18 protein-coding genes and 1 pseudogene are annotated in these 23,553 nt (G+C 60.3%); 9 read left to right on the forward strand and 10 right to left on the reverse strand.

What is annotated here, in order from left to right; genetic code table 11:
• Positions 1–613: 613 nt before the first annotated feature.
• Together ACZ89F_RS26045 and ACZ89F_RS26050 are read right to left on the reverse strand one after the other, a co-directional pair.
• On the reverse strand, positions 614–1,213 hold the full coding sequence (locus ACZ89F_RS26045; protein ID WP_476094863.1) for a heparan-alpha-glucosaminide N-acetyltransferase domain-containing protein: 600 nt from the start codon (positions 1,211–1,213) through the stop codon (positions 614–616).
• Positions 1,214–1,489: 276 nt separating this feature from the next.
• On the reverse strand, positions 1,490–2,866 hold the full coding sequence (locus ACZ89F_RS26050; RefSeq protein WP_476094865.1) for an AAA family ATPase: 1,377 nt from the start codon (positions 2,864–2,866) through the stop codon (positions 1,490–1,492).
• 988 nt (positions 2,867–3,854) lie between these two features.
• Between ACZ89F_RS26050 and ACZ89F_RS26055 the strand changes: the two genes are divergently transcribed.
• Together ACZ89F_RS26055 and rpoN are read left to right on the forward strand one after the other, a co-directional pair.
• Complete coding sequence (locus ACZ89F_RS26055) at positions 3,855–4,388, forward strand: redoxin family protein (protein WP_476094867.1); 534 nt, start codon at positions 3,855–3,857, stop codon at positions 4,386–4,388.
• Between the two features lie 176 nt (positions 4,389–4,564).
• A pseudogene (gene rpoN / locus ACZ89F_RS26060) lies at positions 4,565–5,959 on the forward strand (RNA polymerase factor sigma-54); the annotation flags it as partial.
• A gap of 198 nt (positions 5,960–6,157) precedes the next feature.
• Here rpoN and ACZ89F_RS26065 read toward each other — a convergent pair.
• The 8 genes from ACZ89F_RS26065 to ACZ89F_RS26100 form a co-directional block, all read right to left on the reverse strand.
• Complete coding sequence (locus ACZ89F_RS26065; RefSeq protein ID WP_123150424.1) at positions 6,158–7,240, reverse strand: transposase; 1,083 nt, start codon at positions 7,238–7,240, stop codon at positions 6,158–6,160.
• A gap of 85 nt (positions 7,241–7,325) precedes the next feature.
• On the reverse strand, positions 7,326–7,928 hold the full coding sequence (locus ACZ89F_RS26070; RefSeq protein ID WP_476094869.1) for a nitrogen fixation protein NifQ: 603 nt from the start codon (positions 7,926–7,928) through the stop codon (positions 7,326–7,328).
• A 421-nt stretch (positions 7,929–8,349) separates the two neighbouring features.
• Positions 8,350–9,402 carry an LLM class flavin-dependent oxidoreductase gene (locus ACZ89F_RS26075; protein ID WP_476094871.1) on the reverse strand — a complete coding sequence of 351 codons (1,053 nt, stop codon included), beginning with the start codon at positions 9,400–9,402 and terminating at the stop codon, positions 8,350–8,352.
• A gap of 270 nt (positions 9,403–9,672) precedes the next feature.
• A complete protein-coding gene (locus ACZ89F_RS26080; protein ID WP_476094873.1) occupies positions 9,673–11,274 on the reverse strand; it encodes an SDR family oxidoreductase in 1,602 nt (533 codons plus the stop codon).
• 258 nt (positions 11,275–11,532) lie between these two features.
• On the reverse strand, positions 11,533–12,444 hold the full coding sequence (locus ACZ89F_RS26085) for a nuclear transport factor 2 family protein (RefSeq protein ID WP_476094875.1): 912 nt from the start codon (positions 12,442–12,444) through the stop codon (positions 11,533–11,535).
• Between the two features lie 40 nt (positions 12,445–12,484).
• Entirely contained in the window at positions 12,485–13,702 is a 1,218-nt protein-coding gene (locus ACZ89F_RS26090) for a cytochrome P450 (RefSeq protein ID WP_476094877.1), read from the reverse strand.
• Between the two features lie 943 nt (positions 13,703–14,645).
• Entirely contained in the window at positions 14,646–15,047 is a 402-nt protein-coding gene (locus ACZ89F_RS26095) for a hypothetical protein (protein WP_476094879.1), read from the reverse strand.
• A gap of 10 nt (positions 15,048–15,057) precedes the next feature.
• Positions 15,058–16,119 carry a hemin-degrading factor gene (locus ACZ89F_RS26100; protein ID WP_476094881.1) on the reverse strand — a complete coding sequence of 354 codons (1,062 nt, stop codon included), beginning with the start codon at positions 16,117–16,119 and terminating at the stop codon, positions 15,058–15,060.
• A gap of 318 nt (positions 16,120–16,437) precedes the next feature.
• On the opposite strand from ACZ89F_RS26100, the gene ACZ89F_RS26105 reads away from it, so the two are divergent.
• From ACZ89F_RS26105 to ACZ89F_RS26135, 7 genes are all read left to right on the forward strand, one after another.
• On the forward strand, positions 16,438–16,758 hold the full coding sequence (locus tag ACZ89F_RS26105) for a HesB/IscA family protein (protein WP_476094883.1): 321 nt from the start codon (positions 16,438–16,440) through the stop codon (positions 16,756–16,758).
• Positions 16,759–16,939: 181 nt separating this feature from the next.
• Entirely contained in the window at positions 16,940–18,157 is a 1,218-nt protein-coding gene (gene nifS / locus ACZ89F_RS26110) for a cysteine desulfurase NifS (protein ID WP_476094885.1), read from the forward strand.
• On the forward strand, positions 18,154–19,305 hold the full coding sequence (nifV, locus tag ACZ89F_RS26115) for a homocitrate synthase (protein WP_476094887.1): 1,152 nt from the start codon (positions 18,154–18,156) through the stop codon (positions 19,303–19,305). Before nifS ends, nifV begins: the two co-directional genes overlap by 4 nt.
• Positions 19,306–19,684: 379 nt before the next feature.
• On the forward strand, positions 19,685–20,065 hold the full coding sequence (gene nifW, locus ACZ89F_RS26120) for a nitrogenase stabilizing/protective protein NifW (RefSeq protein ID WP_476094888.1): 381 nt from the start codon (positions 19,685–19,687) through the stop codon (positions 20,063–20,065).
• Positions 20,066–20,246: 181 nt separating this feature from the next.
• The gene (locus tag ACZ89F_RS26125) at positions 20,247–21,095 is read left to right on the forward strand and encodes an electron transfer flavoprotein subunit beta/FixA family protein (RefSeq protein WP_476094890.1); all 849 of its coding nucleotides are present in this window, start codon (positions 20,247–20,249) and stop codon (positions 21,093–21,095) included.
• 18 nt (positions 21,096–21,113) lie between these two features.
• Positions 21,114–22,223, forward strand: coding sequence for an electron transfer flavoprotein subunit alpha/FixB family protein (locus tag ACZ89F_RS26130; RefSeq protein ID WP_476094892.1), 1,110 nt, complete (start codon positions 21,114–21,116; stop codon positions 22,221–22,223).
• 11 nt (positions 22,224–22,234) lie between these two features.
• Positions 22,235–23,542, forward strand: a complete 1,308-nt coding sequence (locus tag ACZ89F_RS26135) for an FAD-binding protein (RefSeq protein WP_476094894.1) — start codon at positions 22,235–22,237, stop codon at positions 23,540–23,542.
• The last annotated feature ends 11 nt before the right edge of the window (positions 23,543–23,553 follow it).

Raw genomic sequence — 23,553 nt, forward strand, 5'->3', positions numbered from 1 at the left:
CGCACAGAGTACTCGGATCTCGTGGCCTCAAAGGCTGCGCAAACGGCAATGGTCGCAAGGCTCGGCGGTGGCACCCTCGATGATACCGACGAGGCGTGATATTGTAGCTATCAGCTATGTCGGACCATCGGTCAGGTGCTTTCGTTGGGGAGCGTCACTTTAGATCCGGATCTCGGGGCCACGTGATGCTTAGGGGACGTCGCGTCGCTGGATCTGCGATCATACCCATCAGCGCTTCCATTATCGGCCCTCGCTGGAAGAAGCGCAGCCACAGCACCGCGAAAGCGCTTACAACCACGATAAAGCCAAGGAGCGCGGACGGCGAGTGAGGTAATTCTCCGAGCATATACCCAACCATATACATTGCCGGAATGTGCAGTAGATGGGCCGTCAAAGGCATAGAGCCGACCGCGATTATTGGCCAGACCAGCTTTCGCAGAAGCGGGAGCGGCATCCAAAGCGAGCGAGCAAGCCGCCAAGACGATCATTGCGCAACCGGAGCTGCCAAGGATCCAGAAGGTCGCCTCGCTATGAGGTGAGGCGACCCATAGCCAACTTGTGTGAGCGCGTCCATTCTGCCACCAGGAGCCCCGCAAATGCGCCAACTCGGCGCTTACACCAGGCAGTAAATGCAGCGCGAGTGAGGATCCCCCAAAGCCAACACGGCCAGCGCGACGCCAGCTAGACCAAGGCGCCAATGCATTGCGCGCGTGCGGAGGTCAAAGCGCGCAATGGCCATGCCTGCGAGCAATAAGGGAACCCACGTCAACGCGGGATAGTGGCCGCTGACCAGGAGCTCGAACGCCACGGAGTTCGAGCCCTCGGAGCCAAACGTTGAGAGAAAGAGGTACCGCACCTGCGGTAGAACCAATGCTGTCGCCGCGGCGAGCAGTGCGAGCTGGCGTGAGCTGAGCCGACATAGTGGCAGGACCAGCAGGAAGCAGACTCCGTAGTATGCCAGGATGACGTAGACCGGCGCTCCAAGGTGGGTCAGGATTTGGCCAAGGGCGAGCAAAATAAGGGCACGAATTGCGACCTTGGCAATGGCCTGTCTACCGGCTATTCCCGATTTCGGCAGGTTGCGGCCGGTAATCAGGATGAGCGAAAAACCTCTTAATACGGCAAACAGGACTGACGAGCGCCCATTGGCGAGTTCCATCACACGCCCGACCAGTCCTTCGCCGTTGCGTGGCCCGACATGGGCGGCATACATGCCGAAGACAGCCTCGGCGGGCGCAAACCCTTCCGCCTCGGTGTGACCAGTGGCAAGCACACCCGGCCGGAATTGAGATCATCGGCTCACCGGGGCATCCAGCTGAGTCGGAACGGACTGCGCAGATGGAAGCGCGTCGTGCTCGAAAAGGGGCGCATCGCTAAGTGACCTGGCGGGGGGCAGGACGCCCGAAAGGGCCGCACGTATGCGGCACTTTCAGGGCAGTGCAAGAGCTCAGCATTAAGAATCCAGAAGGCGAACTCTGGTCGCAGAACATTAGCCGCAGCAGTCACTCTCATCTTCTTCGGCTCCTTGTCTTCTTAAGGTTTTCTCTCCGAGGCCGACAAGGCGCCTATTGAGACGGCTCGACAATGTTCGGGTGTCGCCGAAGACCATCTCCACATCCTCGCGCGAGACGACATCATTGCTATCCCGTGCCAAGCTCCGTTGAGCCAAACGGCGGACCATTTCCTTGACATAGGCCGCGCTGCTGTTCTCCGAGCGCGCGACGGCGTCCGCCACCGCTCCGTTTTCGAAGACGAGTGCACGACCATAGAGCGCGATCAGCCGCTCGCGACAACCGGCGTCCGGAAGCGGGATCTCAATAGCTTCGTCGACGCGGCCCGGGCGCGAGGCGAGCGCGTCCTCAATGTCCTCAGGCCGGTTCGTCGTTAGAAGGAAGAGGATATCTGCGTTTGGTTCAAGACCATCCATCTCGTTCAACAGGCGGTTGAGCAGACGTTCGGCTTTCGGGCTATAAACGTTTTCTCGCGACCGACCCACCAGGTCGACGTCCTCGAGCACGACGATGCTCGGCTGAAGGGTGCGTGCCAACGCGATGTAGAACCCAATCTCCGCTGTCTGCTCAGCCGTAACCAGAACGGTAGTGCGTCCGGGCAGGTTGGCAGAAACATAACGGATGACGTGTGTCTTGCCTGTGCCAGGGGGACCATAAAGCAGAATACCCTTTTGCGCGTGTTGGCCGAGGCGCTTCAACCCTTCGCGGTGTCGATCAAGGTCGAAGATGTGGGCATCAAGACGCCCCATAGTTGCTTCCGAAAGCACTATGTCGGTCCGGGGTACGGCAGGAAGGCGATGAACGCGCATCGCTCCCAGCATCCCGAAGTTGTTTGCTTCGAAAGAGAGAACCTTGTTGCGGTAGTATTGCGAGCTTTCGCCTGCCGCCTGGATTTTGCTAAGAAATCCACGCGAGAAGGCGCAGGCCTGCTCGCCAGGCAGATAAGCGATTTCCACTTGAACCGTTCGGCCGCCCCTCAAGCGGTCAAAAAACTGCGACAGGAGGACCGCAACAGGCTCTTCGCCGATAAGGAATAACCACAGGCCATTGTGCAGTGACGCGTAGGGCATGTCTTCGCCGACATCGATGTCCTGATATTGCAAGGGTGTCAGCGCAACGACCGTTCCACCCTCGCGAATGACCATGTCCGACAGCTTCATGGCTTCGAACTCGTCCCGCTGGTGGACGCCGACGAGCTTGGGAGATAAGGGCGCAATCTGCTCTTCAATGACCGTTTGAACGTCCGGCAGCAAATGGGCAGCAAACTTTCGGCGCGAGCTAGCGAGAGCCGTCAAATCATCGGTTTTGAAATGCCGATTTAGTGCCTGCCAAGCATAGCGGTCGATAAGCGGCATAGCAGAATCCTTTTTTGTGAGTCGAGGTGAGCGGAAAATAAATGCGTTCCTGCATCAGGTGTCGTTCAGGCGCCGCCGAGCTCCCCCTTCGAATTCGGACGTCCAACCGACAAACATCATCGTCGCAATTTGCGTACCCGGTTGGCGCTCCGTTGCGTTCTGCCGCTTCCCGCCAACCAGCGGCGCGTCTCGGCGACCTATTGGGTCGGCCTTGCGACAATTCTGGTCCGGTTCCCGACACAAGAAGATTTCGATAGACACGCTCGGCAAGACCAGTTGGAACATCAAGCCCGTGCTAAAGGTCGCACCCGAGCCGAATTCGATCCTCATCGAATCCGGACCATGGCGCTCGCTGAAGAGGGGCTGCGACGGGCGTGGTTCGCGTTGGTCGCACGCAAAAATCGCGCTACGTCAGACACTATGCAGTCGCTGTAATCCCCGCCGGTGTGCGGTATTGCATGAGCTTGCGCTGTCTGGCCCCTCTTTTTCCAGCCGGTGCGGAAGCGTGAATACCCGCGCTACACAGGACTTTTCTTCAGTGTGATGACCTCGCAGTTGATCGCGCGGAGCCGGCCTTGGCGAAGACGTCGCCGCAAAGCAAAGGGCTCGCGCAGAAGCACCTTAATCGGAATGGCATGCCGCTTGCTGCTCGTGGTCAGAGCCCATCGAATTACGAAGAAAGCACCATGGCTGACACACGAAGCTCTCTACGATCGCCCGAGGCCGAGCAAGGGGCAGCGGCAAACAGGCAAGTCCAGACAATTGCGCCGACTCAGTTCAGTCGCGCCGGTCTGTTGCGTGGTTCCGTTGTTGGTACCTGCTTATCCGATGCCTGAATAGCCGGGCCGTTCCCATTCAATGGGATGGGGAAGGGAGATTTGGAGCCGCGAGGATATCACCTCGTGCCCGGCATGCGGGCCAGGGGCGCCGTATTTCGCCAGGCCCAGCCAAATCCAGTGCGCCAGTTTTTTCTAAAGGAGCAAATTGAATGATCGGTCAAAAGAAGGTTCCCTTCGTCACGTTTCTCACGCGTGTTCGCGACGATTCAGTCCAGGGGCCGAATCCATACCGCTGGGAAGAGAGAACATCCAACGACTATTTTGCCGGCAAGCGCGTCATCCTATTCGCGCTGCCTGGCGCTTTCACCCCGACCTGCTCGACCTACCAACTCCCCAATTTCGAAGATCTCTATGAGGAATTTAAGAAGGAGGGGATTGACGCGATCTACTGCCTCTCCGTCAACGATGCCTTTGTCATGAATGCATGGGCGAAATCCTTGGGCCTGCAGAAAGTCGAGCTGATCCCTGATGGGTCAGGCGAGTTCACGCGCAAAATGGGCATGCTGGTTGCCAAGGACAATCTGGGCTTCGGTATGCGCTCCTGGCGTTACTCGGCTCTGGTCAATGATGGCGTGGTGGAGCAGTGGTTTGAGGAGGAAGGTTTCTCTGATAACTGCGAGACCGACCCCTATGGCGTCTCATCCCCGCAGAACGTCCTCCAAACATTGAAGGCGGCTGCATGACCTGGTCGCTCATCGACAATATCCAGCGGCGTTTTTTACGACACCGTGCACAAAACACGAAACGCTAAGGCGTGTCCCGCGAGATCGTTCAAACGTGACGCGCTTCAGAAGCGTCGACCTGTGAGAGATCCAATTACCCACGGCCAAGAGTCTTTGACAGGAATACCGAATTGACCATGAATTCGTCCTTCAGCCTGCTGCAGAAACAGTCTCTTGCAGCATCGCCTCAACTAATCGCGTCGATTCGTCTGCTGCAACTGACGCATGCCGAACTGCATCAGTTTGTGGACCAGGAACTCGAGAAAAATCCCCTTCTGGAGCATGCGTCAAACGACGACGACGACGGGCTGTCTGGCGAGGTTGAAGGACCGACCTCGGCAGGGTCCCCGGACCTGCCCGGGCAAGGGAAATCTCAGCCGAACGCGACGAGCACCGCGCCTGGTGATCCTTCTGACTTCGAGGATTTTGTCGCCCTACCTGAGACGTTGCATGACCATGTCGCTCGTCAGATCTCCCTCACTGCCTTCACCCCGCACGAGCGGTTGATTGCTAATGGGCTTGCCGGTCATCTGGATGACACTGGCTATCTTCAGGCAAGTCCTTCGGACATGGCCGGGAACCTGAACATTCCGCCGGCCGATGTGGAACGGGTTCTTGGTATCGTGCAGCACTTCGATCCGCCGGGAATTTTCGCACGAACTCTTGGCGAATGCCTTGAGATACAGCTGCGCCAGCGAAACCGGTTCGACCCGGCCATGGCGGTTTTGATTGCCAATCTTGAGATGCTTGCGCGACGTGATTTTAAGACTTTGAAGCTGCGTTGCGGCGTCGATGACGAAGATCTTCGCGACATGCTGCAGGAAATTCGTGCGCTCGACCCCAAGCCGGGAAACGCATTCCAATCGGGCGCGCCGGAATGCATCGTACCGGACGTCTGGGTCACGCCCTCGCGCGGAGGTGGATGGCAGATCGAGCTTGATCCGAACACACTGCCCAAGGTGCTGATCGACAAAAACTATGTCGCGGAGGTTTCATGCCGAGCCGCCAAAAAATCGAAAGACATGACATTTCTCAACGAATGCTTGCAGAATGCGCACTGGTTAATTCGCAGCCTCGATCAGCGCGCCAAGACCATCCTCAAGGTTTCGACCGAGATCGTGCGCCAGCAGGAAGCCTTTCTGGAACATGGCGTCGCCCACCTACGGCCCCTCAATCTCAAGGCGGTCGCTGACGCGATTAACATGCACGAGTCGACTGTAAGCCGGGTGACGTCGAACAAGTACATGCATACCCCACGCGGGGTGTTCGAACTCAAGTACTTTTTCACTGTCGCGATCGCCTCCTCCGAAGGCGGTGACGCGCACTCGGCCAAAGCTGTCCGCCATAGGATCAAAGCAATGGTCGCCGAAGAATCGTTTGATAACGTGCTTTCGGACGATGACATCGCTGACCGGCTCAAGGAATACGGAATTGATCTCGCTCGCCGCACCGTCACAAAATATCGCGAGGCGATGAATATCCCCTCCTCCGTACAGCGGCGCCGGGAAAAACGCTTGTGGCGCAACGGTAATCAAGGCCTCAAGGCCATATGCGCTAAGATAGTTTTGGCATGGACTGAAATTTGCGCTTTCGTGGTGGCTCACGCCATCGATGTCGCAAGGCAGGGAGATTTTGGCGCAGGATTGCCAAGGGAGGTTGAGCAAAGATCGCTGCGATCAGAGAGGCGACGATCTGGCGGGTGGCGCGCCACAGTAGCGGGCGCCCGTCGCTCAAGGGGGAGAGACACCAAACTCCTGCGAGAGGGGTTCGGTCACAAGCGCGATGAGGAAGTGGGCAAGAATCCAAGGCTTTGCGATCCTTGGGTCTTTGGCGGGGGGAGCGCGCAGTCCGATCAGGCTCTTCAGACGTTTGAAGGCGAGCTCGATGCGCCAGCGCATGCGATAGAGCTTGAGAACTGTGTCGGCGTCAAACTCATCCTGGTCGAGCGAGGTCACAAGGATCACGAAGCCGGCAGCAATCAGCGTCTCCTGTCGAACCTGCGTGCCCTTGGCCTTGGCTTCCTTGTTGATCTTGCGTCGTGCTTCTTGTGCCGCGGCCTCGGATTTGCGCAAGGCGATCAGGCGCATCTTCAGGGGATCGCCCTTCTTGAGGCCCAGCCAGACAGGCGTTTCGATGACCTCCTCGCGGCAGCTCTTCAGGTGGCCGATGAGATCGAACGCCGTGCCGCTGGCGTCGAGCCATCGCACATTCTTCCACGCCGCGCGCACGAGAACGTCGCCGCCTTGCGCCAGGACCTTTGCGATCCGCTCGGCCTGCAGATAGGCGCGGTCGCCGATGCGGATCTCGCCCGGTATCACCGGCACGCGGTCGATCAGCTCGGCCTCGCTCTGGTCGGTGATCTCGATGAAATCGAACTGCTCGCGCTCAAGCTCGAAGGCGCAGTGCATCCGCCAAAGGCCATTGTTCTTCTTCTCATGCACACCGGCCTTGGCAACCGCCGTCGCATCGAGGATGCGGATCAGCCGGCCTTTGGCCAGGCCTTTCTCCTCGCGCTTCAAAAGATACCCAATCAACTGCTGCAGCCACGGCCCTGCATTGCGCAGCCGGCCGAGCAACGCCACATCCGAGATGTCGGCGATCCCGCTTGCCGCCGCCCAGGCCACGACGCCCCGCATGCCCACCTTGCCAAGGCAATAAGCCAGCGTCAGGCGCAACAGATCAGTAGCCGACCTGACACCCCGCGGCCGCAGGAACGCCCTCGTCTCGCGAGCACTCCCTGTGATCAACTCTTCACCGCCGAGGAGTTCAATCGTCTCGGCCCAGCCGTCATCTACAAGCGATTCGTGAGTCATCGCAGCGTAGAATCACAACCGATTCCCCGCTGCAACACCTATCTTAGCGCATATGGCCTCAAGGCCTCGTGACGAAAAGCGGCGCTTAAACCAATGTGATGCGTTCTTCACATTCGCCTTCCTCGGGGCCGAAGCAATTTTCGAAATCACTGCATTCCCGGCAATTGGGCGCAACGCATAGCGAAAACCCTTCGGCCTCGCAGAGTTTGCGATAAAAGTACTTTTTCCATTTCATGTTTTGGGTGTTGCCAGCCGCCAGCGTTGGAAAATGCGTGGCAAGAAGGCGGTTGAGCTCGGCCCGGTTGAGAAGCCCAAGGTCCTGCCACAGATGGCCATCACGCATGGCGCGCCGGGCCAGGATCTTAGCGAAGCGGGCGCACGCTGGGTCGCCCGGCCGGGCATGTGCCAGTAGCATGCCGCGCAGAAGTTCTTCCTCCATGCCCGGCTCAGGATCGCTGACGTCTTCCAAGGCGAAGGTCGCCATAGCGGCAGCCGGGAAATTGCGGGGCAGCACCTCGCACAGCTCGGCAACGGAAAGTCCGGTTGACTCAGTCGCTGTCGCCTCGCCGCCCTCGACCTCCTTGAGCGCACACGACAGGACGCACGCAAGCACATGGTCGTCGAACCCGTTCTCCGGCTCGATAGGGCATTGACCGGTGCCGACACACGCATCGTTATGGGCGGACATGGTCCCGTTCTCCTGGTTTGTCTCGTGATGCAACGACCCTGCCGCGGCCAAACATGGGTCAGACAGTCTTCGGGCGCGCGCGGGCGCAGGCTCAACGCCAATGCAACTGCCGGCGGGTCGACCGCCACGATCACGATTGAACTCGCCTTCGAAGTCACCGTGCAGCCCGTCGCGAAGTGCGAGGATTCCACCCAGACATCGGCGCCGTGAAGGCGCCGCGCGCGAGCAGACTCCAGCAGCGGCCTTAGTCCCTGCAACCGGAGCCCTCGGCAGGTGAGATGTCTGGCACACGTCTGAGCCGTCCAGGTGACGGAAGCGCTACTGATGCACATCAGGTTCATTCATGATCCTGCGGTTGACCGTGCTTACGCCAACTGAAACGACGAAGAAGCTGCTGCAAGAGGTTTAACCCGTCGCGAATTCAAGCCCGCGCACGACCCAGCGCCTTGTTGATCGCGGGAATGATCTTGTCTCCCCAGAGTTCGATCTGGCGCAGCATTGTTTTTTGGTCGAAATCTCCCAACTGGGTCTGGATTGCGATCTGATCCGGTTTCAGAATGTCGATCTCTTCCAGCAAGCGATCAATCACGCGATTTATACTTCCGATCGGCAGATTGTTGCGCATTGCCTCGAAGGAGAGATCCTGCCGGGTGGGCGTTTCCTGCAGGAGATAGCCGTCCTGGCTCTGCTGGCGACGCTGATGCAGCGCCTCGGACAGGCGGCGCTGGAAGCGGGCGTTGTCGAGATAACTGTTTATCTCCTCTTCGTCGTCGCTGGCGTAGCAGCAACGCAACAGCGATATCCTGGCGTCGGTGACATTCCTGTCCTCGGAAGCGGCCGCCTCCTTGATTGCTCCGCGCAACGTGCTCAAGCTCTCCAGGCCGTCGTGGAATGCGGTGACAAACAAATTGTGTCCCTCGCGGTAGGCCCGTTTCATGCGGGCCGGCCCGCCGGCCATCCAGATCGGCGGGGCTGGCCTTTGGAAGGTGGGTACCGAAATCGCCGTCGGGGGTATCTTCTCATAGTGGCCATCGTGCTCGAAGATGTTCTGGTTGAGACCCTTCACAAGAATGTCCAGGTGTTCCGAAAAGACGGCCGGCGCCTCATCGATATTGACGCCGAAGCGCTCGAACTCGAACTGCTGGTATCCCGAGCCCACGCCGAGCTCCAGGCGGCCCTTCGCTACGATGTCGGCGAAGCCGATCTCGGAGAGCAGGCGCTGCGGTTTGTAGAGCGGCAGCACGCAGACGGCAGTGCCGAGGCGAATGGTGCTCGTCACGCCGGCGCAGTGGGCCACCATCATCAAAGGCGAGGGAATCAGACTGTAGTTATTGAAGTGGTGTTCTGCGAACCAGGCTGTGCCGAAGCCAGCCTGTTCCGAAACGACCGTCTGTTCGATGGAGTTTCTGATGATGATGTCGGGGGATTGATGATAGCCACGTTGGGCGGCCAGGATGAAGGTGGCGAATTCCACGGTGTTTCCTTGTTTGCTAATGGTTGGCCGATCTGCGAATGCGCTCGGCCGGGACACCGATCACGTCGGATCTGGCTCTGGCAGAGCACCGTGTTGTCTGCGATCCGGGGTTGCGGGCACGCCCGGAGAGCTTGTCTCGATCCCGAGGGACGTTGCCGCGCCGACATCTTCGGTTGGGGCCGCGCTGCGGGTAGGTCCCAGGCCTGGGTCCCAGGCTTGAGATACCCCGCTTCGTGAGCGACACCCGGGCGCCTGGCGAATGGTTGATGTTCAACCAGTGCCCTCCGCAAAACATTCGTCGTAGAGTTCGCTGGCGTTTCCCGCGTCACCGAAGGCGGTCCAGCCGCCGTCCACATAGAGGATCGAGCCGTTTATGTATGAGGCGTCGGACGAAGCAAGGAAAAACGCTGCATCTGCAACGTCTTCCGGCCTTCCCATCCTGCCCAAAGGGATCCGTCGGCCGATCGTTGTCAAGTCGATGCGGCCGGCTTTCGCCAACTCGCCAATGGCAGGAGTGCGGATATAGCCAGGAGCGACGGTGGCTGTGCGAATGCCGGCGGGCCCCAGCTCGGCCGCCATGCATCGGGTCAGCATGTCCATCCCCGCCTTCGAGGCGCCGTAGGCGTGACGCGGCGCGAAGGGCAGAAAACTGTTGATCGATCCGAGATTGAGGATCACGCCGCCGGGGCGCATTGCTTTGATCGCTTCACGCGAGCAAGTGAAGGCGCCGGTGAGATTGACACGCAGGACACGTTCGATCTCTGCAGGCATTTGTTCAACGCCGGCCACAAAAGTGTCGACGACAGAAGCGCCGTTGACGAGGATATCGACGCCCCCGAAGTGGCCCCTCAGCTCCTCAAACAGCGCCACCACCTCGCTCTCGATGGCCACATTCACTGTTTTCGCGATGTTCTTTCCGCCGAGCAATGCAGCCAGGAGCGTCGCTGCGGCGCGGTCTTTATCAGCGATCACGACGGTGTCACCGTTCGCGGCGAAACGGCGAGCAACGGCGGCGCCTATGCCGTTCGCGCCACCCGTGACGAGCACGACTCGCGCGTCGGTGCGTTGGGCCGCACAGGAGAGTTCGCTTCGGGGAGCCCCTTCCACGTCAGGGCGGGCATCCCCAGGTTGGTTGAATGACATCCAGCCGCCGTCGACCGCCAGCACGGATCCGGTGACGTAGCGCGCCTGCGCGCCGGCCAAAAAACGCACAACCCGGGCGATCTCGTCGGGGCGAGCCATGCGCCCCATTGGCACGCGACGGCGCATCGCCGCGAGGTCCATTTTGCCTGCTCGTTCCAATTCTGCAGTCATAGGCGTGCGCACGCAGCCCGGCGCTACGGCCGTCACGCGGATGCCGCGAGAAGCCCACTCGCAAGCTAGCGACTTTGTCAACGAGATCAGGCCCGCTTTCGAGGCTGCGTAGGCATTGCGCCTGGGGTTGCCCACCACGCCCGCTATCGAAGCGACGTTGACGATGGCACCTCCCGGCCTCATGCGTCTCGCGGCTTCGCGTGCCGTGAGGAACGGCCCAATCAGATTTACTGCCACGCCGCGTCGGAAGGCGTCGACGTCGGTGTCGACAGTGGCAGCCATAGTGGGCCCCACCCCGGCGTTGTTGATGAGCACGCCGATCCAGCCCAACTGTACTTCGACCCGGTCATAGAGCGCGGCGATATCTCCCTCTTGTGAGACGTCGCACTCAAGGCCAAGGTGCGGCTCGCCGAGATCTCGGGCCAGTTCAACCACGCCGCTCCCCGGAAGGTCCACCGCAACAATAGTGTCTCCGTCTCCGGAAAGAATATCGACCAGGGCACGGCCGATCCCGCCCGCGGCGCCTGTTATCATGACGATCCGCCCTGACTGCTTCATTAGAACTCCGTGGGCCTCAGAGAACGCTGCCTACCGACGATGGGCGGCAGAATGATGCGCCGCGGCGTGCAAGATTTGCTGACAGCCGAAGGTGATGAGGGACCCGTTGGGGGCAGGCAATTGCATCGATGAGCGGCTCTGCCACGATCCAGAAAATCGACGCAGACCGACGTCCCTGGCGCGCTCGCGGCGTCAGAGCAGAGCGATGTCGCGGTCCCGCTGTCGCGGGGCAGAAAGGCAACCCTGCCGGCCGCATCTTTACGGTGCAGGGTGTCGCTGAGGTCGCGGTGGCGTGGCAAAGTTGTCATAGCCCGTGGTCCGATTGATGCGGCTCCCCCGTTCGGAAGTTGCGAAGGCACTCGCGCGAGAAGCAATGCGACGCTTCCCGATCGCGTAGACCGGATCGTCCGGATACGGTGCTCCAATCGGCTGTCGCGGGCCGAACCGTTCTGACTCAAGCACCGCCGCCGGGATCTGCTCCTCGAGCCAATCGTAGACGACGGTCCGTTCGGCAATCCGCCACTCCCCTTCCCTCCTTTGAAACAGATCGCAGTAGCGCCCGCTTAGCAGCATCTGGCGCATTTCTCCGTATTTGTCCGGTCCGCGTTGCAGCGCGGTGAAATAGCTCTCCACTGCGGCCTCTGCGGGGTTGATGAATTCCATAAGGATGTTCGTGATCTGATGGATGTTGCGCGGTCGGGTCTTGAAGACACCGAGCGCAAGCCGGATGAAGCCCTCGGCTGAGCCGCGATAGACGCCATGACTGTCATGCGCATCGGGCCAGTACGCGCTGCGCAGTGCCGCCTCATCGGCGCGGTCTATCCCGCGGCAGTACCGATAAAGGCAGTCACGGATCGCCTCACGGTTGAGTAGTTCGGTAATTTTTTCTTGGTCCGTCGGCTCTTCCGTTGTTCTGAGGTGCTCCGGGACGCCAGTCTTCGGTTTGAGGCCGGCCTCCGAAACGATTCGCGCAGCGGGTGGATCGTCGATTTCCAGCGCAAGTTCGGGGCAGGATCGCACCCCATCTGACGCAAGCAGTTGCTCCCCGTCCGCAACATCAATGTCACCGGGTAGGATGTAACCCGCCTCATCCAGCTTGAAGACTCCCGGCGCTCGGGCCGCGCATCGCGCGTGACCCTGGCATCTGGCTTTGTGAACGATAATGCGCAAGGCGACCTCCGTGTCTGTGCCCGCTCAGGGGCGGGCTTGGTCAAGCCCAGTCCAGGATCAGATTTTCGATCCCGAACACATGGCCGCCATGGGTGATGGGTGCTGTTCCCTCCTTGATCCGAAAGGGCGGTATGCGCGCCAGCCACTCCTCCAGGCCAATGACAATTTCCCGCCGGGCGAGATGTGAGCCAAGGCAACGGTGGGGACCATAGCCAAAGGCGGCGTGGCGGTTGCCCTCTCGCGTCAGATCGACCGTGTTGGGGGATACGAATTCCGCCGGGTCACGATTCGCAATCATCGTGGCACAGGAAACATAGTCCCCCTTGCGGATCGGCGCGCCTTCGAAATCGATATCTTTCCTTGCCACGCGGATCATCTGAACGCTTGGATAGGCGCGCAGCAATTCTTCGGCTGCGAGCACGATCCGGTCCGGTTCATTGCGCAGCAATTCCTGATCTTCGAGGCTGCGCGCGAGATAGGCCAAGTCAAAGCCTATGGCTGCAGCGACCGCGTCGAGCCCCGCCACGAAGATAAGCACGCCAATGCCACGGACCTCCTCGTCTGTCAGCCCGCGACCTTCGACCTGTGCCTGCACGATGAAGCTCATGAAATCGTCTACGGGCTTTTTGCGGCGCATCGCCGCCAGTTCGTCAATGAACGACACGATCGTCCGAGCCGCCGCCGGCCGTCTCACATCGTCCCCGTGGAGCAGATCTTTCGCCCAGCCGACAAATGTATCGAGACGGTGATCCGGCAGTCCGAGAAAGCGAAGGAAGATGTTGACCGCGAAAGGAAACGCGAAATCCTTCATCACGTCGCAGCTTGTGCCCGACGAGGCGATGCTGTCGATGACCGTTATCGCTCGCTCGCGGATAGTCGGTTCAAATTCCGCTACACGCTGCGGCGATAGCAGCGGATTGAGCAATGAGCGAAAGGCTCCATGGTACGGCGGATCGAGTTCGAGCGGGATCATCGGCCAGTCTTCGCCCAGTGCGGATGCGAAGATGCTGCGATGACTGGAAAAGGCCTCGGTCTCCTGCAGCACCCGGCGCTGATCTGCGGCGCGAGTGATGACCCAAGTACCCTGCCCGGCCTGCGTGTTCCACGGCGAATAAAAGATCGATGGTCCGGCATGCACGCAGGCGACCGCTGCGTGCGGATCGCCATTGGGCGTCGGGGACATGCCTGGTGACGTAAAAAGACTGAAGTCGCCCACCATTTCCGGCGGGACATGATCTGGAACCGGGTTGGTCGCCATTTCGGGTTCTCCTGCGTTCAGGCGTTTACGCGCTCGACTGAGATCGCAAGGCTGTTCATCAGATCACCGCTCCTGCGGAACGCACTGCCGACTTCGCCTCGGATGACATCGAGCAAATTGCGTGCCGAATAGGCGCACCGTTGGCGCTGCTCATATATCCGCAGTAGCGACCCGGTGTGAGGGCCACGCTTGGTAGGGCTTTCGACATTCTTGTCCGTTCCAGACACGACACGTTGCGCCCAGAAAGCTAACGAGGAGCCTAGTGGAAGCAGACTAAGGTCGAACCAGGTCACCTGTCAGACCGGGTGTAGTTCGGCGGTAGCGAAGCCGCTCGCGAGCGCGCCCTCTACAAAGCGCTGAAGCGGGCGAGCGGCTTCGCGGTGTTCGCAGGTATGGTTTGGGTTGCTTACACTATTAATTCGTAGAAACGATCGACGACCGACGAGATGATGAGCCTGCGCGCTCGTGGAGAAGAGCCCGAACCCCGATCTCTTGCGCGAGATGATTGGTTTGCCGCCGAGCTGCGGAGCGAGTTGGCCGTTGGGCCCGCGCCACCGGCACCGCCAATGGCGAGCAGAAGGCCTACGCCAGCCGGGCCCGAGGCTATCGCGGGGCCGCAAATTGCTGATCTTTGAAGATTGGCCCCGACATTCCTCTGCGTCAGGATCACCTCGCCTGGCGGTGACGATCGCCTCGTCGGACATCTGATGCTAGCCGGAGAAATCCTCGACCGCACTGGTCGCACCGGCAACCGGCCATCGACTGCTGCGTCGCCGTCCTGGCCAAGAATTTAGCCGCCCCGCGCCGATAGCACGAACAGGATGCGCTGGCATTCTTTGATGATACGGTTTGCTCTTGGCGGCGTTCAGCTTTGCATCCATCTCGGACGCTACCCTTTTTGGGGCTTGGCATTAGACGCCGAGGGCCCTGCCGGCGACATGGATCATTCGAGGATGCCTTTGTGGAGGCCGTCCTCTGGAAATTTAATGGAGGGACCGATCGATTTCACCTCGATCGCTTGCTGCCACCCGCCGCCGTACAGGGCCGGGATGTTGGACGTTCGATCGACATAACACTCCTCCGCGGGCCGCTGACGCATTAGCCCACATTGGGCAGCTTCCGGTTCTGGCGCATCACAACGGAAGCATTGATGGCGATCCTCGCCAAGCGTGTAGGTGCACTGTGGAATCGAGCCTTCAATCCAGGTGATCGGCCGCGCGCCGTAAAAGCCAACTGTGCCCTCGTTGGCCTCGGCAGGCGTAGTGGTGGTCACCAGAATCCAAAATAGCGGCAGAATCCAAAATTGCGGCGCGGACGCCGAGCGAAAACTGAAATCAATATGCATCGGTATTACCTCAAGCGGCGGTTGAATTGGGAATGCGCGGCAGGTTCTCGGTCAGTAACCGCCATTCTTCGCGCTCGGGTTCGCCTTCCTCGCGCGTCCCGAAGAACTGGATGATCATCTTGCCGTCGGCGCCATAGGCTTCGAGCGACGTGACATGGCCGTCCCTGGTCGGCTTGCGCACGGCCCAAACCTCGCGGATGTGGTGGGTCCTGAGATGAAGGCGGAAAGTCTCGTCGAGTACGTTGATCCAAGGCCCGATCTGCTTGACCAACTTGATCGGGCCGGAATGGATTTGGATGCAGCCACGATTGCCGACAAAGCACATGATCGGCATCTCGTCCTCGGCGGCACGATGGAACATGGCGGCAACGGCAGCATTGTCGAGCAGCCAGGCGAAATCCTGGCCGACCATACGGACCGCCTGGCGGCGGCTGAGGTTCAGCGCCTTCAGCATGCCGAAGAACTGGTGCACGTCGGTCAGCTGGCTCCAGTGCTCCCGCAGGTCGTCGACGGTAGCGGCTTGGTCCGGAATCTTTGCCTCATTTTCGGCTGACCTCGACTTTAGCGACACAATCGGCTCCTGGTTCGAGGATTGGAGCTCGTCTGTCAGTTTTTGATAGGCATAGAGGTTGGAGGACGGCCTCAAATGCACCTTGTGCACTGCCTCGCCTGCGGCGTCGAAGAATTGCAGGCTGCTGTGGATCTCCCCGCCTTCGCGTGTCTCGACGGCAAAGCCATGCGCCCACACCTTCGGGAAGATTCGCAAATCAATGTCATTGCCGAGCACCATGGCGTGATGTTTGCCGGTGAGCACCTTGTCGTAGATGCCTATCTTCTCATGCACGGCACTGTCATTGCTGGTCAGCGCCATCACCCCCCCGACCGCCTCGAGACCGGTTAGCACATCATTGACGCGCGGCTCGATGCGCACCGTGCCGAAACCGCAATGTGCCGCGAAGAGCTCCGCTTCCGAAATGCCCAACTGGCCAGCAAGATCGCGGCCGCGGATTTTGGGGCTGTCTTCGCGTGCTCGCCGGATTCTCTCCGGCGAAGGTTTGTCGCGCTGGTGCATGTCTTACCTCTGCTTGCCCATACTGTCGGTCAGGAGCCTTGGTCCTCGCCAAAAGGGAGCCTCAAAACTCGTGCCAATTGCTGGAAGCATCTCGGAAACTGGCTTACGTGCCAGTTCAGCGGGAACTCGAGCCCAACCCCTGTGGCGGACTCGACAAATCCGACAATACGTGTCCAAAGCCGACGCCTTAGCGACAATAGCCGAACCAGAATCGTGGCCGTCTAGCGAAGTTCCATTGTTCGGAAACGGTTTTTTCCCGTTGGCACGGTTCATGCGCGGTGATGTCCAAACCGTCACGCACCGAGGAGAAAGGGAGCAATGATTACGCTCACCGAGAAGGCCGTTGCCGCCGTTAAAACCGCTCTTTCCGCCGCTAGTGAGCCGGCAGAAGGCTTTCGCATCATGGTCGAGCCCGGTGGCTGCTCTGGCTTCAAATACTCAATGGGTTTGGAGAGCGTCTCGCGCGAGGGCGACGCGATCATCGAGACCGATGGGATCAAGGTTTTCATAGACGCCGGCTCCCAGCCTCATGTCGGCGGCCTGGCCGTGGACTTCGTCACGGGTCTCGAAACCTCCGGCTTTGTCTTCGACAATCCGAATGCGAGCAGGAAGTGCTCCTGCGGCAAGTCCTTTAGTTGACTGCCGAAGAAGAGAGAGGGCGCCTGAGGTGAGCTTGTCGGTGCGACGGCGGCCCAGTCTACGCTAACCTGTGGGGCACCTGCACCGGCTCTAGATCGTCTCCGCCAGCAACGGCATGCAAAAGGCTCAGTGAAACCGGGTTGCGCCTTCACGTCATTCCGCTCGATTGGAGACCCCACCGATGACAGTTGTCTATCTCGACAACAATGCAACGACACGGGTCGATCCCGAGGTCATTCAAGCGATGTTGCCGTTCCTTACGGATCAATTCGGCAACCCTTCGTCGGCGCACGGTCTTGGCACCCTTGCCGGCGCCGCGTTGAGGAACGCGCGGCGGCAGTTGCAGGCACTGATCGGCGCGGCGTCCGATGACGAGATCACCTTCACCTCGGGTGGGACGGAAAGCGACAATGCTGCCATTCTTTCGGCGCTCGAGGTGCTCCCTGACCGGACAGAGATCGTGACTTCCGCCGTTGAACATCCGGCCGTGCTGACGCTTTGCGCGCATCTCGAGGAGACTCGCCGGGTCAAGGTGCACAGGATCCCGGTGGATCGCCATGGCCGGCTCGACATAGACGCTTACCGGGACGCTCTCACCCCAAACGTGGCAATCGTCTCGATCATGTGGGCCAACAACGAGACTGGTACGATCTTCCCCGTCGCCAAGCTCGCCGAATTGGCCAAGGAAGTGGGCGCCCTTTTCCACACCGATGCGGTGCAGGCAGTCGGCAAGCTCCCGATGGACCTGAAATCGACCGCTATCGACATGCTGTCGCTCTCCAGCCATAAATTGCATGGACCCAAAGGCATCGGCGCACTTTTCGTGAAGCGCGGTGTGCGCTTCCACTCACTGATCAAAGGGGGCCACCAAGAGAGAGGCCGGCGTGCGGGCACCGAAAACACGCCCGGCATAGTCGGGCTCGGCACGGCAGCCGACCTCGCCCTGAAATTCATGGATGACGAGACCACACGGATAAAGTGGCTCCGTGACCGGCTGGAGAACGGGCTTCTCCAGCGTGTCCCAAACGCCTTCGTCAACGGCGATCCCTTGGAGCGCTTGCCGAACACCGCAAACATCGCTTTCGAACGTATCGAAGGTGATGGAATCCTGCATCTCCTCGACCGCATGGGCATCGCCTGTTCCTCCGGCTCCGCCTGCACCTCCGGCTGTGCGGAGCCGAGCCATGTCCTGAGGGCGATGAACATCGCACATGGGGCGGTCCGTTTCTCTTTCTCGCGTGACAACGACCAAGACGACGTGGACCGGGTGCTCGAGGTTTTGCCTGCCATCGTGGAGAAGCTGCGCGAGCCCCTCAGTTCTGCGCCGGAAGGGCGGAGTGCCGAAGACCTTCAATGCGGTCCAGGTCTCAGCGCCGGAAGCACCGGCGACCATTCATGAGCAGTCAGGTCTTTCTCAACGACACGACGCTGCGCGACGGCGAGCAGGCACCCGGCGTTGCCTTCACCGTGGCGGAAAGACTTGAGATCGCTGAGTCGCTTGCGGCAGCCGGCGTCCCCGAGATCGAGATCGGCACGCCGGCCATGGGCGCCGACGAGATCGACGCAATTCGCGCCGTGGTCGGGCGGAGTCTCCCGGTGCGGCTCACGGCCTGGTGCCGGATGACCTCACCGGATCTCAATGCAGCGATCGAGAGCGGCGTCCGCGCCGTCAATCTGTCGTTGCCTGCATCGGAGATCCAACTTGCCGCCAAGCTCGGCGTGGATCAGGCAGGAGCGCTCCAGCTCATCGAGCATATGGTCGAGCGCGCAGTGGCCAGCGGCTTCTCCGTCGCCGTGGGCTGCGAGGATGCTTCGCGGGCCGACCGGGATCATCTCGTCCGCGTTATCAAGACGGCGGCGCGCGCCGGCGCAAGCCGCGTGAGGCTGGCTGACACAGTCGGCGTTCTCGACCCCTTTTCGACCTTCGAACTTGTCACCCAGCTCGCAGCGCAGTCTCCCGTTGATCTTGAATTCCATGCGCATAACGATCTCGGCCTCGCTACCGCCAACACGCTGGCTGCGATCCGCGCCGGCGCGCGCCATGCCTCGGTCACCGTCCTTGGACTCGGCGAGCGCGCGGGCAATGCCGCGCTGGAAGAGGTGGCTGCCGCGATAGCCGTGCTCCAGGGCGCAGATACCGGCATCGACCTGACCGCATTGCCCGCTCTAGCAACCAAAGTGGCGCAGGCAGCCCGCCGACCGATAGCCGCCACTAAGCCGATCGTAGGGGCCGATGTTTTTGCCCATGAATCCGGCATTCACGTCGCAGGGCTGCTGAAGGACCCGCGTACATATCAGGGGCTCGATCCAGCTCTCGTGGGCCACAGCCGGCGTATCGTAATCGGTAAGCATTCTGGAGCCACCGCGATTGCCCATGTGCTGAGCGAAAGCGGCCGCGATCTCGACCCCGTTCTGGCAGCCGCGATGCTTGCCTGCGTCCGCCGCAAGGCGGCCGAGATCAAATCGAGCATCACCGCGATTCAACTGGTCGATCTCTACGACAGAATGTGCAGCGAGCCAGTCGGCCGAGACCTTGGAATTGGGTGAAGGTGATGATGTCGGCTGTCCTCGCCATCATCTCAAATCGGAATAGCAGCCACGCGGCGCGACGCAGAAGACGTTCCGCCGTCCCATCGGCTATGACGTCCAAACATTGCGGAGATCAAGGCGCGCGATCCGGCCACAGCCGGCCCGTCTTCTTATTGGTGCTGGCGGCAAGACCCCCGGTCGGAGCCGAGCGCAAGGCCGAAGGCCAGTGCGGAGATAGTCCATCCCGCTCCCATGGTGCTGCGGGCATTGCCGTCCGGACGCCCAGCCTTGTTCATGAAGCGATTGCCTCGCGGGCTCCCATCAAGCTGAGGATTTCGCGACTGCACAATCGAGCGCCTATTTTGACCCCACAGTTTTCCGACAAAGGGAGAATGCAATGACTTGTTCCGCTGACAGCCGTCCCATCGATGTCACCGACGTCCTCGCACGACTTAAAGGCCTGTCGGCGGCGGAGGAGTTCTTTGCTGTCCTTGGCGTCTCATATGATCCGAAGGTGCTCAATGTCTCACGGCTCCATATCATGAAGGGCGTGGGCCAATACCTTGCCGAAGAAGATTTCTCCGGTCTGCCCGACCAGGTGATCGCCGCGCGCGTACGCGCCATGCTGGAACGCGCCTACGAGGACTTCGCGGTTTCCTCGCCGCTCACGCACCGGGTCTTCAAGGTGCTCAAAGATCACGATCCGGATAAACCTTGCACGACAGGCCGCCCCTTCGTTCCTTTCGATTCAGTCCTGAAGCGGTTCGGCAGGGAATAATCGCGACATAGTTGCGATGCGACAATGTCAAGAAGTCGACAAATTCGGGGATCGCAAAGGCGCCTTCCGAAATGAGCTGCCCGAACTTAGGGGAATAGGGCCGCAAAACACTTGGCACGAATGATGCAGCCAAGAACTCGCACCGCCAGCCCGCATCGGGATAACAGCGTAGAGAACGCCAATGCACATCGTCGTCAGCATCAAGCAGGTGCCGGACTCGGCACAGATACGGGTCCATCCGGTGACGAACACCATCATGCGCCAGGGTGTGCCGACCATCATCAACCCTTACGACCTATTCGCCCTCGAAGAAGCACTCAGGCTCCGCGACGCTTATGGTGGGGAGGTCACCGTGCTCACTATGGGTCCACCGATGGCAGAGGACTCCCTGCGCAAGGCGCTCGGCTACGGCGCTGATCGCGCGGTGCTTTTGACCGACCGCTATTTTGCCGGTTCCGACACACTGGCGACCTCCTTTGCACTTTCCCAGGCAATCGCGAAGATCGGCGAGACGTTCGGCACGCCGGACGTGGTCTTCACGGGCAAACAGACGATCGACGGCGACACCGCCCAAGTCGGGCCCGGCATAGCCAAGCGTCTCGATCTTGTGCAACTCACCTATGTCGCGAAAATTGCCTCCATTGATCTTGCTGCGCGCGAGATCACGGTCGAGCGCCGTTGCGAGGGCGGCACCCAGAAGCTGAAGAGCAGCCTGCCTTGCCTCATCACCATGCTGGAAGGCACAAACGAGATGCGTCGGGGCTCGATCGAAGACGCGTTGTGCGCCGCGCGCAGCCGGATTGTGAAATGGAGTGCGGCCGAGGCAGGCATTGAGGACCTCACCAAGTGCGGCTTGCGTGGCTCGCCAACGGTCGTCAAACGCGTTTTCGCCCCTACCGCGCGGTCGGAAAAGGCGGCGCAAATTGACACGGCCGAGAAGACGCTGCGCGATCTCGCCGACGAACTGGTTGTTGCAATTTTCACCCGCCAGCCGGCACTGGAACCGGAACTCGCCTTCGACGGCGCCTGACGGCAAGGAGCAGACCATATGTCGAGCGCGAACCCAGACACCCCCCGCCCGCCCGCCGGCCGTGCCGGGATGAAGAAGGAGCTGCCCGAGCGTTTCAGGGACTATCGGCACGTTTGGGTTTTCATCGAGCTCGAACGCGGCCAGGTCCACCCCGTATCCTTCGAATTGCTTGGTGAGGGCCGCAAGCTAGCAGATAAACTTGGCGTCCAGCTCGCGGGCGTTGTGCTCGGACCGCCGGAAGAAGCCACCCAGAACGCAGTCGCCGAAGCCTTCGCCTATGGCGCCGACCTTGTCTACTTCGTCGAGGCGCCGCTGCTCGCCGACTATCGGAATGAGTCTTTCACCAAGGCGATGACCGATCTGGTTGACACTTACAAACCCGAGATCCTGCTTCTCGGTGCGACCACGCTCGGGAGGGATCTCGCTGGGTCCGTCGCGACGACCTTGCTGACAGGGCTCACGGCCGACTGCACCGAACTCGATGTCGATGCCGATGGTTCGCTCGCAGCGACCCGTCCGACTTTTGGGGGATCCTTGCTATGCACGATCTACACGCTCAACTACAGGCCGCAGATGGCGACGGTGCGACCGAGGGTCATGCCCATGCCGCAGCGGGCGGACAGAGGGATCGGGCGTATCATCACGCACAAGTTGTCGCTGGCCGAGGATGAAATTGTCACCAAAGTCCTTGGCTTCCTGCCGGATAGCCAGTCGGGCACGGCCAATCTTGCCTATGCCGATGTGGTGGTTGCGGGAGGGCTCGGTCTCGGCGGGGCGGAGAACCTGCAGCTTGTGAAGAGTCTCGCGCGAGCGATCGGCGCCGAATTTGGCTGTTCGCGGCCGCTGGTCCAAAAGGGCTGGATGCCGGCCGATCGGCAGATCGGCCAGACTGGCAAGACAATACGGCCGAAGCTTTACATAGCGGCTGGTATTTCCGGCGCGATCCAGCACCGAGTTGGAGTTGAGGCAGCCGATCTCATCGTGGCCATCAACACCGACCCGAACGCTCCGATTTTCGATTTCGCTCACCTCGGGATCGTCACCGACGCGGTCCGCTTCCTGCCCGCGCTGACCGAGGCCTTCACCCGGCGGCTGTCACCGCACAGTCGCGACAAGCTTGCGAGCTAAGGGAGATGGAGATGATCAACGAAGAGTTCGACGCCATTGTCATCGGGGCCGGCATGTCCGGGAACGCAGCGGCTTACACTATGGCAAGCGACGGCTTGAAGGTCCTCCAGTTGGAGCGAGGTGAATATCCGGGCTCCAAGAATGTCCAGGGCGCCATCATGTACGCGAACATGTTGGAGAAGATCATCCCAGACTTCCGGGATGATGCACCGCTCGAGCGGCATCTGGTCGAACAACGCCTATGGGTGATGGACGACACCTCCCACACCGGGATTCACTATCGGTCGGAGGACTTCAATGAGGTGAAGCCCAATCGCTATACGATCATCCGTGCGCAGTTCGATAAATGGTTTTCGCGCAGGGTGCGCGAGGCCGGCGCGACGGTTTTGTGCGAGACGACCGTGACGGAACTCGTGCGTGACGACAAGGGCAAAGTGATCGGAGTCCGGACAGATCGGGCCGGCGGAGCGATCTACGCGGACGTCGTTGTTCTTGCAGAAGGTGTCTGCGGGCTGCTTGGCACGCGGGGCGGCCTGCGCAAGATGCTGAAGCCGGAAGCCGTGGCGCTGGCCGTCAAGGAAATGCATTTCTTGCCCGAAGAGGTCATCGAGCAGCGGTTCGGCGTCAAAGGGAGTGAAGGCTGCGTGATCGAGGCCGTCGGCACAATATCCCACGGAATGGCTGGGCTCGGGTTCCTCTACACCAACAAGGAATCTATTTCACTGGGGATCGGCTGCCTCGTCTCAGATTTCACCGCGAAGATGGAGAGCCCTTATGCCCTCCTGGACGCGCTAAAAAACCATCCTTCGATCCGGCCGCTGATCGCCGGTTCGGAGATGAAAGAATACTCGGCGCATCTCATTCCTGAAGGTGGCTACAAGGCAATTCCGCAGCTCTTTGGCGACGGTTGGGTCGTTGTTGGCGATGCTGCGCAATTGAACAACGCCATTCACCGCGAGGGTTCGAACCTCGCCATGACCTCCGGTCGCATTGCCGCTGAGGCAATCATCCAAGTCAAGAGACGCAACGATCCTATGACCAAACGTAACCTCGCCTTATATAAAACGATGCTGGATGAATCCTTCGTGGTGAAGGATCTGCGGAAATACAAAGACATGCCAGCCTTACTCCATAATAACGCCGGCAATTTCTTCACGACCTACCCTCGGTTAATGTCGCAAGCCGCGCAGAACTTCATGCGTGTCGACGGCACCCCAAAGATAGAGAAGGAAAAGGCTACCACGGCAGCCTTCATCAAGGCGCGATCGCGGTTGGGGCTGGTCAGCGACGCGATCCGCCTGGCATTGGCGTGGCGGTGAGGCACTGACGA

The sequence above is a fragment of the Mesorhizobium sp. USDA 3734 genome (assembly GCF_056279665.1).